The organism is Kutzneria viridogrisea DSM 43870 (assembly GCF_000525635.1).
GTDB lineage: Bacteria > Actinomycetota > Actinomycetes > Mycobacteriales > Pseudonocardiaceae > Kutzneria > Kutzneria viridogrisea.
Genome location: NZ_CP007155.1, coordinates 4,708,200 through 4,721,835, shown reverse-complemented (window position 1 = coordinate 4,721,835; position 13,636 = coordinate 4,708,200). Strand labels below are relative to the sequence as shown.

General features: G+C 69.1%; 12 protein-coding genes. 10 read left to right on the top strand and 2 right to left on the bottom strand.

Annotated features, from left to right (window positions below; translation table 11 throughout):
• The first annotated feature begins 478 nt into the window (after window positions 1-478).
• From KALB_RS20670 to KALB_RS20625, 10 genes are all read left to right on the top strand, one after another.
• Window positions 479-1,144: a cupredoxin domain-containing protein gene (locus tag KALB_RS20670; RefSeq protein ID WP_025357621.1), complete on the top strand. Its 666-nt coding sequence runs from the start codon at window positions 479-481 to the stop codon at window positions 1,142-1,144.
• A gap of 155 nt (window positions 1,145-1,299) precedes the next feature.
• Window positions 1,300-1,734: an Hsp20/alpha crystallin family protein gene (locus KALB_RS20665; protein WP_025357620.1), complete on the top strand. Its 435-nt coding sequence runs from the start codon at window positions 1,300-1,302 to the stop codon at window positions 1,732-1,734.
• Between the two features lie 155 nt (window positions 1,735-1,889).
• Window positions 1,890-3,686, top strand: coding sequence for a pyruvate kinase (locus tag KALB_RS20660; protein WP_025357619.1), 1,797 nt, complete (start codon window positions 1,890-1,892; stop codon window positions 3,684-3,686).
• Between the two features lie 451 nt (window positions 3,687-4,137).
• Window positions 4,138-6,126: a multicopper oxidase family protein gene (locus KALB_RS20655; protein ID WP_030110594.1), complete on the top strand. Its 1,989-nt coding sequence runs from the start codon at window positions 4,138-4,140 to the stop codon at window positions 6,124-6,126.
• 169 nt (window positions 6,127-6,295) lie between these two features.
• Window positions 6,296-6,877 (top strand): DUF2231 domain-containing protein, encoded by a 582-nt coding sequence (locus tag KALB_RS20650; RefSeq protein WP_025357617.1) that lies wholly within the window; start codon window positions 6,296-6,298, stop codon window positions 6,875-6,877.
• 125 nt (window positions 6,878-7,002) lie between these two features.
• A complete protein-coding gene (locus tag KALB_RS20645; RefSeq protein ID WP_025357616.1) occupies window positions 7,003-7,692 on the top strand; it encodes a response regulator transcription factor in 690 nt (229 codons plus the stop codon).
• Window positions 7,689-9,044 carry a HAMP domain-containing sensor histidine kinase gene (locus tag KALB_RS20640; protein ID WP_025357615.1) on the top strand — a complete coding sequence of 452 codons (1,356 nt, stop codon included), beginning with the start codon at window positions 7,689-7,691 and terminating at the stop codon, window positions 9,042-9,044. The genes KALB_RS20645 and KALB_RS20640 overlap by 4 nt, the downstream gene beginning before the upstream one ends.
• Window positions 9,045-9,110: 66 nt before the next feature.
• The gene (locus KALB_RS20635; RefSeq protein WP_025357614.1) at window positions 9,111-10,502 is read left to right on the top strand and encodes a ferredoxin reductase family protein; all 1,392 of its coding nucleotides are present in this window, start codon (window positions 9,111-9,113) and stop codon (window positions 10,500-10,502) included.
• Between the two features lie 13 nt (window positions 10,503-10,515).
• Window positions 10,516-10,992, top strand: coding sequence for an FMN-binding protein (locus KALB_RS20630; protein WP_025357613.1), 477 nt, complete (start codon window positions 10,516-10,518; stop codon window positions 10,990-10,992).
• Window positions 10,993-11,021: 29 nt separating this feature from the next.
• Window positions 11,022-11,699 (top strand): FAD:protein FMN transferase, encoded by a 678-nt coding sequence (locus KALB_RS20625; RefSeq protein ID WP_030110593.1) that lies wholly within the window; start codon window positions 11,022-11,024, stop codon window positions 11,697-11,699.
• Between the two features lie 150 nt (window positions 11,700-11,849).
• Here the strand turns inward: KALB_RS20625 and KALB_RS45470 are convergent, their stop codons facing one another.
• Complete coding sequence (locus KALB_RS45470; protein WP_081789424.1) at window positions 11,850-12,056, bottom strand: DUF1918 domain-containing protein; 207 nt, start codon at window positions 12,054-12,056, stop codon at window positions 11,850-11,852.
• Window positions 12,057-12,175: 119 nt separating this feature from the next.
• The gene (locus tag KALB_RS20620) at window positions 12,176-13,510 is read right to left on the bottom strand and encodes a phosphoribosyltransferase family protein (RefSeq protein WP_025357612.1); all 1,335 of its coding nucleotides are present in this window, start codon (window positions 13,508-13,510) and stop codon (window positions 12,176-12,178) included.
• Window positions 13,511-13,636: the final 126 nt, after the last annotated feature.

Genomic DNA, 13,636 nt, shown 5'->3' with positions numbered 1-13,636 from the left:
GTCGGCTGGCTGCGCCGCTGCGGACAGGGCCCTCCTGCCCCACTGCACGGTGGCCGAGGCCCCTACCCGAGGCGGGTATGCGTGCGAGGGTGGAGGGCATACCAGGTCGGGACAGCACCATCCCAATCGCCGAGTGGTAGCGGACGTGAGAGCGAGGTGAGCACGAGTTCGCCGCCGGCTACTGGCTGGCGCCCGCGCGGGCATCCTGATCCGCTCCACCCAGGCCCTGGAAACCGCGCACCGGTTCGACCCGATCGTGCTGGACAAGACCAGCACCATCACCGACGTCCACACGGCGGGCGTCCCGGTGGCCGCCGGAGCGCTCCACTCACTGCTCGACCTACGACTCATCGCCGATGATCGCCACCGCGGCGATGGCGCTGTCGGTGGTCGGCAACGCCAACCGGCTACGCCGTTACCGGCCCGGGCCCCTGCCCCCACTCAGACACGTCCGCGTCCACTGCGAGGTGATCTCCTGATGAGCGTCAAGATTCTCGTTGTTCTCCTGACCGCCACGGTGCTGCTCGTTGGGGTCGCGCTGACGATCGGTGGTGGATCGAGCATCCCGATGCCGGGCACCACCGGCCTGTGGGGGCACGGCAGGATGATGGGCGACGGCCGCCGTGACCCCGGCACGGCGATGGGTGCTGCGCTTGCCGATGCGCCCGGTCCACGGGTGAGCGCGGCGCAGGCCACCGAGCTGGCCCAACAGATCCCCGCGGGGGCGAGCGTGGACCGCACGGCCCGCCAGGTCACCTTGAGCGGTTCGGCGGTGTCGTTCGCAGCAGTGGCCAGCCAGTCGAGCATGTACAGCTTCCAGATCGCCGGAATGACCAACCCGAGCGTGACCGTCCCCACCGGAGCGCGCGTGAGCATCCAAGTGATCAACGCCGACGACGACATGGCCCACGGAGTGGTCGTCACAATGGCTCATCCCACATCGTGGATGCCGATGATGGCCGCCGGCCCGGCATTTCCCGGCGCCGGGCTGTTCGCACTCGGCGAATCGACCTCGGCGGGCCTGCACACCGCCACGATCACCTTCACCGCCGGCACACCCGGGCGATACACCTACCTGTGCGCCGTGGCCGACCACGCCCGACGCGGCATGCTCGGGTCCTTCACCATCCAGGACCATGGGTAAGCAGTGCCAGGAACCGGATCTCAAGTCCGGTCCACTCGACAGGGGCTTCCGGCCTCACACCAGCCCCGGTTTCGGGAGGGCTTTCGCCTCTGCAACCAGGCTGGCCGGGGCGGTCCCATGAAGTTGTACCAGACCACCAAACCGAGGAGGTAGCGATGGCGGTGCCAGTTCACAGGCCCCAGCACGGGTTGTTGCCCAACCTGATCGACTGGGCCGAGTCCTTTCCACCGCTGCTCTGGCTCCAGCCCACACCAGGCATCCAGGGCATCCGGATCGAGGACCGCATTGAGGACGGCAAGTACGTGGTGCGGGCGGAGTTGCCAGGCATCGACCCGGACGAGGACGCCACGATCACGGTTGACGGTCGACTGCTGACCATCTCGGCCGAGCGCGCCGAGGAAACCACCGAGTCGGGCCGATCCGAGTTCCGCTACGGCTCCTTCTCGCGGACCATCACGCTGCCCGCCAACGCCAAGGACAGCGAGATCACGGCGACCTACAACAGGGGAATCCTGACCGTCACAGCGCCGCTCGACGAGGCGGCCACAGAACAGCGCAAGATCCAGGTCCAGAACGAGAAGGAGAGCTGATCGCCCCGAGGCCGCGGGGACAACGCCTTGAAGCCACCTGAGCACGCGTGCGCCCGCATCGAGGTCTACGGCCAGGTGCAGGTGATCTGCTATCGGTCGCACGTCTACCTGCTTGGGCACTGGACTCGGTATCGACGATAGCTGGAATTGGGCAGATGTGCTCCGACACGGACAAGTGGGTGCGGCTGCGCTCGGACCTGGAGGCCTTGACCGTCGCGTTGGCTGACGCAGAGGAGCAGTGGTCCTCGTGGCTGGCCGCGGTGGAACCTGGGCAGCTGGGTAGTGCCCGCAACCTCGTGCACTACTGGGCGATCCGGCAACGGGACCTCAGGGACCTGCAACTCCGGCTCGCAGCCCTCGGGTTGTCCTCGCTCGGGCGCAGCGAACCGCATGTCGCGGCCACCCTCTATGCCGTCGAACGCGCCGTGTACGCGCTGTCCGGCATGCCCTGGCGTTCCTGCCGCAGAGCCGCGGCCCAACCGGGGGAAGGATCGCGGTGGTTGACCGATCGAGCCGCCGATCTGCTCGGCCCCGTTGCCCCCGGCCGCCGGGCCAGGGTGATGGTCACCCTGCCGTCCAGCGCAGCTGACGACCCCGATCTGGCACGGCGGCTCCTCGCCAGGGGAATGAGACTGGCCAGGATCAACTGCGCACACGACGACGCGGATGCCTGGCGGCGGATGACACACAACGTCCGGGAAGCGGCACGGTCGGCCAGCGGGGACTGTCGGATCGTGATGGACCTGGCCGGTCCGAAACTGCGCACAGGGCCACTTGCGCCGGGGCCAAAGGTCGTCCGATTGCGGCCAACCCGCGACCTGCTCGGCCGGGTCACCGCGCCAGCACGCTGCTGGTTGACCCCGGCTGAACGGCGCATGGCGCCGCCCGATCCGCGGATGACATCCGTACCAGTGCCGATGGCCTGGCTGCTCGCCCGGCGCGATGGCGAGACCGTCACGGTGCGCGACACCCGTGGAGCCAACCGGGCACTTGTGCTGGCCAGGTGCGGCGACGGGATGATCGCCACTGTCGAGCGGACCACCTATTTGGCGACTGGCACCCCGCTCGCCGACTCCTGCACCGTCGGGGAACTGCCGGCGGTCGAGCAGCGCCTGCTGCTGCGCGCCGGTGACGTGCTGGAACTGACCAAGGACTGCGCTCCCGCACCGGTTGGCCCAGGTCAACTACGCATCGGCTGCACTTTGCCGGAGGCGATCGAGCACGCCGAAGTGGGGCAGCCGGTGCACATCGACGACGGCAAGATCAGCGGCCGGGTCATCGCCAGGACACCGGAACTGCTCAAGGTCCGGATCACACGGGCCGGACCCAATGGCTCCCGGCTGGCTGGCGGCCGTGGCGTCAACCTCCCCGAGACGCGGCTACCGGTCTCGGCACTGTCCAGCAAGGACCTGGCTGACCTGCCGACTGTGCTCGACCTGGCGGATGTCGTCGAGTTGTCCTTCGTGCGCGACGCCACTGACGTCGAACAGCTGTTCGGCGAGTTGGACCGGCTGGGTGACGACCGAGTCGGGGTCGTGCTGAAGATTGAGACCAAGCAGGCGTTCGAGCGGTTGCCGCAGGTGTTGCTGACCGCGATGCGACGGCCTCGAGTCGGTGTGATGATCGCGCGCGGTGATCTGGCCGTCGAGTGCGGCTACGAGCGGTTGGCTGAGCTGCAGGAGGAGATCCTGTGGCTGTGCGAGGCCGCGCACCTGCCGGTGATCTGGGCGACCCAGGTGCTGGAGCAGTTGGCCAGGCGTGGCCGGCCGTCGCGGGCCGAGATCAGTGACGCGGCGATGAGCGAACGCGCCGAGTGCGTGATGCTGAACAAGGGGCCCTACATCGAAGAGGCCGTCAGCACGCTGGACAACGTGCTGCGACGCATGTCGAGGCATCACTACAAGAAGAACGCCTTGCTGCAGTCACTGCACTCCTGGCGGCCGGACCAGTGAGGCAGGTTGTTGGATTCCTGTGCCAATCGATCTTGAGCGGGCGGCACGGCCATCGACAGCCGGCGCCCCGACGGATCGGTTGAACCTGGGCAGTTCGGATCATGGGCATTCACCAGGCGTGCCAGGGACTCCGGGCTCGTGCCGTTACCTGGAGACGAGTACCTGGAGATCTTCCACACGTCCTCACCCACTCGGGTGCTACCACCAGCGGTCGTGAACCGGGACGGTCGTACCTGCGTCTGCCGGAAGGACATGTCCACGAACGCGCGGCTCCCTCAACTCGCCGATCGAGCATGCATTCGTGGTGCCGACCAACAATGCCGAAGCGCCCCCGGTACTGATGCCCCCGCTCGTGCTCTGGAGGCCATTCGGCTACGCCTTGCGGAGACGGGAACAGTTCATGGACGACAGCACCGGCGCAACGCCCGTGCACGCATGCGCAGCAACTCGAATGACCCGCCGCACCCTTCTGCGCGCGGCCACACTAGGTGGCTTCGTCGCGGTGTCGATGCCTTCGCACGCCCAAGCCCGAGGCTCTGGACCGCGCCGACCGGCCCTCGCTGACCGCGGTGCGCGAACAGGCGGCACGCTGGACCCGGCACGGATCGCCAAGTACGCCACCGCCGTGCGGGTCCTACCAGTGATGCCGCCCGGCGAGCCCGTGCCTGGCATCGACAACTACACGATCGGAGTGCGCCAGTTCCGGCAACAGATCCTGCCGCCCGGGCTGCCCAGCACGCTCGTGTGGGGCTATGGTTCGACATTCGACGCCACAACCTTCCACAGTCCCGGGTTCACCATCGAGGCACGCGCCGGCCGTCCCGTCCGGGTCACCTGGGTGAACCAGCTGGTCGACGGCGACGGCCACTTCCTGCCCCACCTGTTACCGGTCGACCAGACGCTGCACTGGGCCAATCCCGCTGGTGGCGTCTCAGGCCGGGACAGCTGCCCCATGTTCACCACGACACCTGGCGCCTACACCGGCCCCGTGCCGGTGGTGGCACACCTGCACGGTGCGCACTGCAGCGAGGAGAACGACGGCTATCCGTCGGCCTGGTACCTCCCGGCCGCCCGCGACCTGCCCGCCGGGTACGCGACGGTCGGTTCGTTCTACGACCGCCACCGCGCCCAGGCAGCGGACCGTCTGGCCGTGAACTGGCTGCCCGGCACCGCCGTCTGCCAGTATCCCAACGACCAGCCCGCAAGCACGCTGTGGTACCACGACCACACGTTGGGGATGACCCGGGTGAACGTCCACGCCGGACTGGCCGGCTACTACCTGATCCGTGGTGGCGACTGGGACCTCCCACCCGGCACGTTGCCCGAGCCGGCCCCCCGACACGGTGGCCTGCCCGACACACGTCACCACGAGATCGCCCTCGTGGTCCAGGACCGCTCGTTCAACCGGGACGGATCCATCTTCTTCCCAGCCGGCCGCGGCTTCTTCGGTGACACGCCACCGGATGCCACGTTCATCCCGGTCAGCGACGTGCCGCCGATCTGGAACCCGGAGTCCTTCGGCAACACGATGGTGGTCAACGGCCGCGCCTGGCCCGTACTGGCGGTCGAGCCACGCAGGTACCGGTTCCGATTCCTCAACGCGTGCAACGCCCGCACCCTGATCCTCAAGATCGCACACAATCCGCTCGCCGCCAGGCCTGCGCGATCAGCACTGCCGTTCTGGCAGATCGGTTCGGACGGCGGCTTCCTGCGCGCTCCCGTACAGCTCGCGCAACTGCTGTGCGCACCGGCCGAACGCGCCGACGTCATCGTCGACTTCACCGGCCTCACGGTCGGCACCGAGCTGTACCTCATCAACGAGGGCCCGGACATGGCGTTCAACGGGGCCGCCGACGCCACGCCCGCCGACCCTGCCACCACGGGGCAGGTGATGAAGTTCGTCGTGACACCGCTGACCTCGCCGGACACCAGCGTGCCGCCAGCGCACCTGACCCTGCCCGCGCCCAGGCCTGCGACGGCTTCCGACCACACCTGGAAGATTTCGCTGAACGAGATGCGCTCGCGGTCCTACCCACAGGCTCCGGCCACCGCCATGTTGGGCACTGTCCACGCGGACGGCACAGCCAATCCGCTGCGATGGGGAGCCCCCGTCACCGAGACCCCGGTCGTGAACGCCACGCAGACGTGGGAGATCGCGAACTTCACCGCGGACGCGCATCCGATCCACATCCACCAGGTGCAGTTCCAGATCACCAACCGACAGCCCTTCGGTGGATCACCCCGTCCGCCGGAGAGCTGGGAAACCGGGCTCAAGGACACGGTGATCGCCTACCCGAACGAGTTCACCCGGTTCACCGCGCGCTTCGACATCCCCGGACGCTACGTCCTGCACTGCCACATCCTGGACCACGAGGACAACGAGATGATGCGACCGATCCAAGCCGTGCTCGCTCGACCATCTGCCGCGCAGACGACGTGAGCTCGGCGAGGGCCGGCAACCTGCCAACAGCCTCGCTGACGCGCTCGACCTGTCCGTGCCAGCCACGCCTTCCGGCTCTTACCGCATTCTCACCACGGTCACATCAAGCCCTCACCCGATTAGGCAATGGTGATCACCGTTGGTTCCGGATCGATCCACGAGGGAAGTAATGAGCACCATCAACGGTCTGCCGGCCCATGTCCTGCTCGTGCACGCGATCGTCGTGTTGCTGCCGTTGAGCGCCCTGCTGCTGGTGCTGAGCGCCGTCTGGGCCAAGGCGCGGCGCATGCTCGCCCTGCCGAACGCGCTGCTGGCCGTGCTCGTGCTGATCCTGGTCCCGATCACCACCGATGCCGGTGAATGGCTGGAGCGACGCGTCCCCCGCACGTCGCTGCTGCACGCACACACCGAATTGGGTGACACGGCCCTGTTTGTCGCGATCCCAGTGGCGGTCCTCGTGCTCGTCGTGTGGTGGCGCCAGCGCGAAAGTGCCATCGCGTCGCAGCCGTCTGCCGAGTTCGGTGTGGACGAAGTCGCGGGTAGCGGCACGTCGACGATGACCATGACAGCTGTGCGTCGCAGGACTTTCCTGGCCCCGGCCTCCAGGGCGGTCACCACGGTGATCGCGGTCCTCGCCGTGCTGGTCGCTGGTGCGGCCTGCTACCAGGTCTACCGCATCGGCGACTCGGGTGCGCAGGCCAGCTGGCAGGGTCGGTTCAGCTCCGAGCCCGCTCCCCGCGGCGGCCACTGACCGAAGTGCCCGAACAGAGCAGCGAGCCCGACCACACCGGGCACGGACCTGGCGGGAGTGACGCCGCGGCACGCGAACCGGTACGGCACCGCACCGACTGGGCGCCGTGGCGGCATCATGGTGCGGTGCCGTACCGAGTGCTGGTCGCAGACGACGACCGGGCGATCCGTGAGTCGTTGGTGCGCGCCCTGGAACTGGAGGGCTACGAGGTAGTCGAGGTCAGTGACGGTGTCGACACACTGGCCACGGCCCGGCGCGAGCGGTTCGACGTGCTGATCCTGGACGTGATGATGCCGTCCGTGGACGGACTCGGCGTGTGCCGGGTGCTGCGGGCCGACGGGGACGGCACGCCGATCCTGATGCTCACCGCGCGGGTGGAGACCACCGATCGGGTGGCCGGGCTCGATGCGGGGGCCGACGACTACCTGCCCAAGCCGTTCGAGCTGGACGAACTGCTCGCCCGGCTGCGGGCGCTGCTGCGGCGCGCCGCCCCGGACGCCGCGGGTGGGCCGGGCCAGCGGCTGCGGTTGGACCGGCTGACCGTCGATCCCGGTGCGCGGCGGGTGTGGTGGCTCGACACCGAGATCAGCCTGTCCAAGACCGAGTTCGACCTGCTGGAACTGCTCGTCCGCAACACCGGGATCGTGCTGGACCGAGCCACGATCTACCGGCGCATCTGGGGCTACGAGTTCGGCCCGGAGTCGAAGAACCTGGCCGTCTACATAGGCTACCTGCGGCGGAAGCTCGAGGAGGCGGGTGCCCCTGAGCTGATCCACACGGTGCGCGGCGTCGGCTATTCGGTGCGATCGACGTGAATCTCGCTGCCCGGCTCGCGCTCGCCTTCGCCGCCGTCGGCGCGGTGGTCGCGATTCTGGTCGGCGTGTTCAGCTACCAGACCGCGTCCGACCGGATCCACGAGGAACTCGACCGCACGCTGTTGACCACCGCCGCGGCGATCTCCACTGGGGCGACCGCGGTGCTCGCACCGAACCCGGCGATCACCGGCCCGGGCAACGACCATGACCAGGCGCAGCCGATGGTCGCCCAGCGGATCGTCCCTGACGGGAGCGTCCAGCGCGTTGGCGGCCGCCTGGCCGCCCTGCCGATCACCCTGGACGAACGAGCCCTGGCCGTGCGGGGCAAGCCCGGCGAGCACCTCTACTACGACGTCACCGCGGGCCCGGACGACTACCGCGTCGTCACCGTCGCCCTGAGCTCCGGGCAGGGCGCACTGCAGCTGGGCATCGACGTCGACGGGACGCGGCACGTCCTGTCCTCGCTGGCCACCCGAATCACCCTGGTCAGCGCGTTGGTGCTGGTGGCAGCGGCGGCCGCCGGGTGGTTGATCGCCCGCCGCGTCACCCGGCCGCTGGTCCGGCTGACCAGGCTGGCCGAGCAGGTCAGCTCCAGTGGCCGGCTCGACGTCGAGGTGCCCGTCGATGGCCGCGACGAGGTGGGCCGGCTCGCCACGTCGTTCGACGCGATGCTCAGCCGCCTCGCCACCTCACGCGACGACCAGGAACGCCTGGTGCAGGACGCCGCGCACGAACTGCGGACGCCGTTGACCAGCCTGCGCACCAATGCCCGGGTCCTGCGCCGCTTCGGCGAACTCAACCCTGGCGCGCAGGAGCGGCTGCTCGAGGACGTCGACGGCGAGACCCGCGAGCTGACACACCTGGTGGACGAACTGGTCGAACTGGCCACCCGCCGCTACGAGGAGGAACCGCCGGAGCCGGTGGACCTCGCCGAGGTCGTGACACGCGCCGCGGAGCGGGTTCGGCGGCGCTCCGGACGAGAAATCCGTGTTGACGCCGAACCAGTGCGCATGCTCGGGCGGGCCCGAGCACTCGATCGCGCGGTGACCAACCTGCTGGAGAACGCGGTGAAGTTCGACCGCACCGGGACGGTCGAGGTCGTGCTGCGTGGCGGCCACGTCGAGGTGCGCGACCGCAGGCCCGGCATCGCTGAGGCCGACCGGGCGCACGTGTTCGACCGGTTCTACCGCGCCGACACCGCACGTGCCCTGCCCGGATCGGGGCTGGGCCTGGCGATCGTGCGGCAGGTCGCGCTGGCGCACGGCGGTGAGGTCACCGTGACGGCCCGGCCCGGCGGCGGTGCCGTGGTGGGGTTCGCGGTGGCCGACGACCGGCTCTCACCGGACTCTTAACCGCGCCAAGCTCGCTCCTCACCCGGCGAGGGCAGGGTGGCGGGAAACCGATCTCAGGAGCCCTCGTTGACCGTCACCCACCGCGCCGCCACACCACTCGCGCCGAGACGGCCGCGTCCCGTCCGGGCGTGGTGGCGCGACGTCTGCGGGCTGACGGCCTGGTTCAGTGTGCTGTTCGTGCTGGCGCTGTGGGTGTCCGGCCGCGGCGTGCAGGACCTCGCAGCGGACCCGTTGACTTCGCTGGGACGGCTGACCGGTCTGGTCTCAGCGGACCTGCTGCTGCTCCAGGTGCTGCTGATGGCCCGGATCCCGTGGGCGGAACGTGGATACGGCCAGGACGAGCTGGCCCGCCGACACCGGATGGTGGGATTCGGCTCGGTGACGCTGGTGCTCGCGCACATCACTCTGATCAGCCTCGGCTACGCCGCGACCGACCACAGTGGACTCCTGCGTGAAGTGTGGGACCTGGTCACCACCTATCCCGGCATGCTGCTGGCCACGGCCGCAACGGCGGCCCTGGTCCTGGTCGCGGCGACCTCGATGCGCGCCGCCCGGCGGAAGCTGCGGTACGAGTCCTGGCATCTGCTGCACCTCTACGCCTATCTCGGCGTCGGGCTGGCGCTGCCGCACCAGCTGTGGACCGGTGCGGATTTCACCGCGTCCCCGGTCGCGACCGTGTTCTGGTGGACGGCCTACGGGCTGGCCGTCGGGGCGCTGCTGGTCTGGCGGGTCGCCGTGCCGATCGTGAGCAACCTGCGGCACCGACTGGTCGTCGACCGCGTGGTCCACGAGGCACCCGGTGTGGTGTCGGTGTACCTGCGCGGGCGGGACCCCGGGCGGCTCCCGGTCGCGGCAGGTCAGTTCTTCGTGTGGCGGTTCCTCGACGGCCCTGGGTTCACCCGCGGCCACCCGTTCTCGCTCTCGGCCGCGCCCAACGGTGTCCACCTGCGGATCACGGCGAAGAACCTGGGCGAGGGCAGTGCCCGCCTGGCACGGCTGCGGCCGGGTACCCGAGCGCTGTTCGAAGGCCCTTACGGTCGGCTCGGCTCGGTGCGCAGCGGCCCGAAGGTCACCCTGATCGCCGCCGGGATCGGCATCACGCCGTTGCGGGCGCTGCTGGAGGCGATGCCCTACCGGCCCGGCGACGCCGTGCTCCTCTACCGCGCCGGCTCCCCCGGCGATGTCGTGTTCCGCCGGGAACTCGACGCGATTGCCGCCCAGCGCGGGGTCCACCTGGCGTACCTGTACGGCCGCCGGTCCCGTGCGCGGACGTCCTGGCTGCCAGACCGCTACCGGGGCGCCTCCGACGCGCACGTTCTGCGGCACTTGGTCCCGGACATCGCCGAACACGACATCTACGTGTGCGGCCCCGAGGCGTGGACCGCGGCCGTTGTCGCTTCGGCGCGAGCTGCCGGCGTGGCCCGCAGCCGCATCCACACCGAGAGTTTCGCCTGGTAGGAAGGACCGACGAATGCGAAGGATCGCCCTGGTCTTCGCGGCCACGGTGTCGGTGGTGGTGCTGCTGTTCAGCTACCGCACCAGCACCCACCCGGACGCACTCGCCGCTACCGGACCGCGGACTCGGGTGTCGGCCGGCACGGCCGCGCCGAGCCCTTCGTCCACCCCGGCGACGCCCGGCAGCGCCCCTTCGGCGACAGGCGGCGCTGGTGTGAGCGGAAGGTACGACGGTGGTGCGGTCCAGACCCGCTACGGTCCGGTGCAGGTCCGGATCACGCTGTCCGGTGGGCGGATCACCAACGCCCAGGCCCTGCAGGTGCCCAGCGGGAGCGGCCGCGACATCGAGATCAACGACATGGCCGTGCCCGTGCTGGTGCAGGAAACTCTGCAGGCGCAAAGCGCCCAGATCGACACCGTCAGCGGCGCCACCTACACCTCCGAGGGCTACATCGAGTCCCTGCAGTCCGCGATAGACGCGGCGCACCGGTGACTGACCGACGCGCCTGGGTGGAGCAGGTCATGGGCATGCCAGTCAGCCTGCACCTGCGCGGCCCCGGCATCCGCGACGATCCACGCGCGGTCGCCGCCGCGACCGGCGTGTTCACCTTCCTGCGCGAAGTCGACCAACTGTTCAGCACCTACCGTGAGGACAGCGAGATCAGCGCGATCCGCCGCGGCCGACCTGGCCGCCATCCGCTGGTCCGTGAGGTGCTCGCGTTGTGCCTGGAAGCCCGGGACCGCACCGAAGGCTGGTTCGACCCCTGGCTTCCCGGCGGCTTGGATCCCTCCGGTCTGGTGAAGGGCTGGGCGGTCGAGCGCGCCGCGGCCGCGCTGCATGCTCTTGACGACGTCGACCACTGTCTCAACGCGGGGGGCGATATCGCCCTGCACGTCGCGTCGCCGTCCCGGCCCGCGTGGCGGGTGGGCATCGAGGATCCGCGCGATCCGCACGCCCTGCTCGGCGTTCGGACGATCCGGACCGGCGCGGTCGCGACGTCCGGCACCGCCGCTCGCGGCCCGCACATCATCGACCCCCACCGTGGGATGCCGGCCACCGGTCTGCTGTCGGTGACGGTATCCGGTCCGTCCCTGCTGTGGGCCGACGTCTACGCCACCGCGGCGTTCGCCCACGGACCCGGTGCCCAGGCGTGGCTCCGGCAGCGAGCACCGGAGTACGAGATCACCGTGGTGGCCTGAGCCCCTCGGGCGGAGTGCGTGTCAGGCTCCGCAGCCCGCCGGGACCTCAACCGTCCCAGCGCGAACCGGTGGCTTCACGGTCGATGCGGACCTCGAGCGAGGCACTGCCGCCAGGTGATCGTGGACGCGATCTTGTACCTGCGTGTTCCCTCATCCACGCGGGGCGGCGCCGGCTGCCCGAACCACGCGCGCGTCAGGTCCCGGGAACACTGTGGCCTCACGGCTGCTCTCGAGCCAACGTACGACGTACGGGGGTGCACCGTCCGCGCCGCGCACTTCGAGGATCAGTCCTCGCTTTCCGGGACGGCCGATGCTGAAACTCTCGACGACCAGCATGTCGCCAGCTTCGGCATACATGTTCTCACCTCACGTATCCTGTTTGCCAATGCTGCTCACCTTGTGCCGTGCGGCTCACGCCCTCAACGTGGAACTGCGCCTTGTGGCCGACACCCCGCCGGGAGTGGCGTTGTGGATGGTCAACCGAACGTGTTGTCCAGTTTCACCATGAGGTGCGTGCCGAACCAGTCACTGGCAAGACCACTTACCGCTTGCAGCGCACCGGGTTCCTCGAACAGGTGCGTGGCTCCCGGGATGACGGCCAACTCGGTCGTGCAGCGCATTCGGGCTTGCGCGCTGTGGTTGAGGTCAAGGACGGTCCGGTCTCGACTGCCCACAATCAGCAGCGTCGGGGCCTTGACCAACGGAAGCCGACCCCAAGCGAGGTCAGGCCGCCCGCCACGGCACACAACGGCTCCGACGCCTGTGTCCGATTCGACTGCCGCCCACAGCGCTGCTGCCGCCCCAGTGCTTGCGCCGAAATAGCCCACTTGCGCGAACCCTTCCCGCAGTTGTCGAGTCGCGGCGGCAAGCCTGCTGGCCAGCAATGCCGCATCGAACACCATCGTGCGATCACCCTCCTCCTCCACAGTGAGCAGGTCGAGCAGCGCGGTCGCGAATCCCTTCTGGTTGAGTGCGGAGGCCACGAACCGGTTGCGCGGACTGTGGCGGCTGCTCCCGCTGCCGTGGGCGAACACCACAAGCCTGTTCGCTCCAGTCGGCACTGCCAGGCGACCAGCAAGTGCCGTCGTACCCGCGGTGGGCCGGATGTCCCGCTCGCAGATCTCCGGTGGGTCGGGCTCGGCGTCGGACCGTTGGTTCACGACTGTCGCCCTATCAGCGGCAGAGGCTTGAGCGAGCAGGGAGACAACCTCCCCGTCACTGGTCTGTCCGAAGTCGACATACCACTCCCCCACACCGCAGAACTGTCGTGGGGACTCCAGGTAAACGACCTCGTCGGCGACGGTCCGCAGACTGTCCACCGCGTCCTTTGCGCAGACCGGGGCCGCGACGACCACCCGCATGGCACCTTGTTTCCTGGCAACCTGGCAGGCGGCATGTGCGGAAGCCCCGGTGGCGATCCCGTCGTCCACGATGACGACGTTCCTGTCAGCCAGGCACAGCTGGGGACGATCTCCACGCAGACGCCGCGTGCGGGCGGCGAGTTCCACGAGTTCGTGGTTGGTCACAGCCCGCAGTTCCACGTCGGTGACACCGGACCGACGCACCACGTACTCGTTGAGAATCCGAACACCGCCCTCCCCGATGGCTCCCATCGCCAGTTCGGGCTGGAACGGAACACCGAGTTTGCGGACCACGATCACGTCCAACGGCGCGTCGAGGTGTCGCGCGACTTCGAAGGCGACTGGAACACCACCACGGGGAACACCGAGTACCAGTACGCTCTGACCGCGCAGGCCTGCCAGCCGTTGAGCTAGGCGTTTTCCTGCCTCAGACCTGTTCTTGAACGGCATGGGGTCCTCCGTCCGAGTCTCGGCGCTAACCAGATTCGGTTTGCCACCAGTGCAGCCGACGCCGAAGCGCAGGACAAGCGCCGAACCTCGTCGTACGTGACAGCGAGCAGCCCGCCGTTGGACGCA

Excerpts from the sequence above, each read along its gene's own strand:
- KALB_RS20625 (WP_030110593.1), top strand. The coding sequence starts at position 11,022 with ATGGGCATGCCAGTCAGCCTGCACCTGCGCGGCCCCGGCATCCGCGAC.
- KALB_RS20665 (WP_025357620.1), top strand. The coding sequence starts at position 1,300 with ATGGCGGTGCCAGTTCACAGGCCCCAGCACGGGTTGTTGCCCAACCTG.
- KALB_RS20630 (WP_025357613.1), top strand. The coding sequence starts at position 10,516 with ATGCGAAGGATCGCCCTGGTCTTCGCGGCCACGGTGTCGGTGGTGGTG.
- KALB_RS20670 (WP_025357621.1), top strand. The coding sequence starts at position 479 with ATGAGCGTCAAGATTCTCGTTGTTCTCCTGACCGCCACGGTGCTGCTC.
- KALB_RS45470 (WP_081789424.1), bottom strand. The coding sequence starts at position 12,056 with ATGTATGCCGAAGCTGGCGACATGCTGGTCGTCGAGAGTTTCAGCATC.
- KALB_RS20650 (WP_025357617.1), top strand. The coding sequence starts at position 6,296 with ATGAGCACCATCAACGGTCTGCCGGCCCATGTCCTGCTCGTGCACGCG.
- KALB_RS20655 (WP_030110594.1), top strand. The coding sequence starts at position 4,138 with ATGACCCGCCGCACCCTTCTGCGCGCGGCCACACTAGGTGGCTTCGTC.
- KALB_RS20660 (WP_025357619.1), top strand. The coding sequence starts at position 1,890 with ATGTGCTCCGACACGGACAAGTGGGTGCGGCTGCGCTCGGACCTGGAG.
- KALB_RS20620 (WP_025357612.1), bottom strand. The coding sequence starts at position 13,510 with ATGCCGTTCAAGAACAGGTCTGAGGCAGGAAAACGCCTAGCTCAACGG.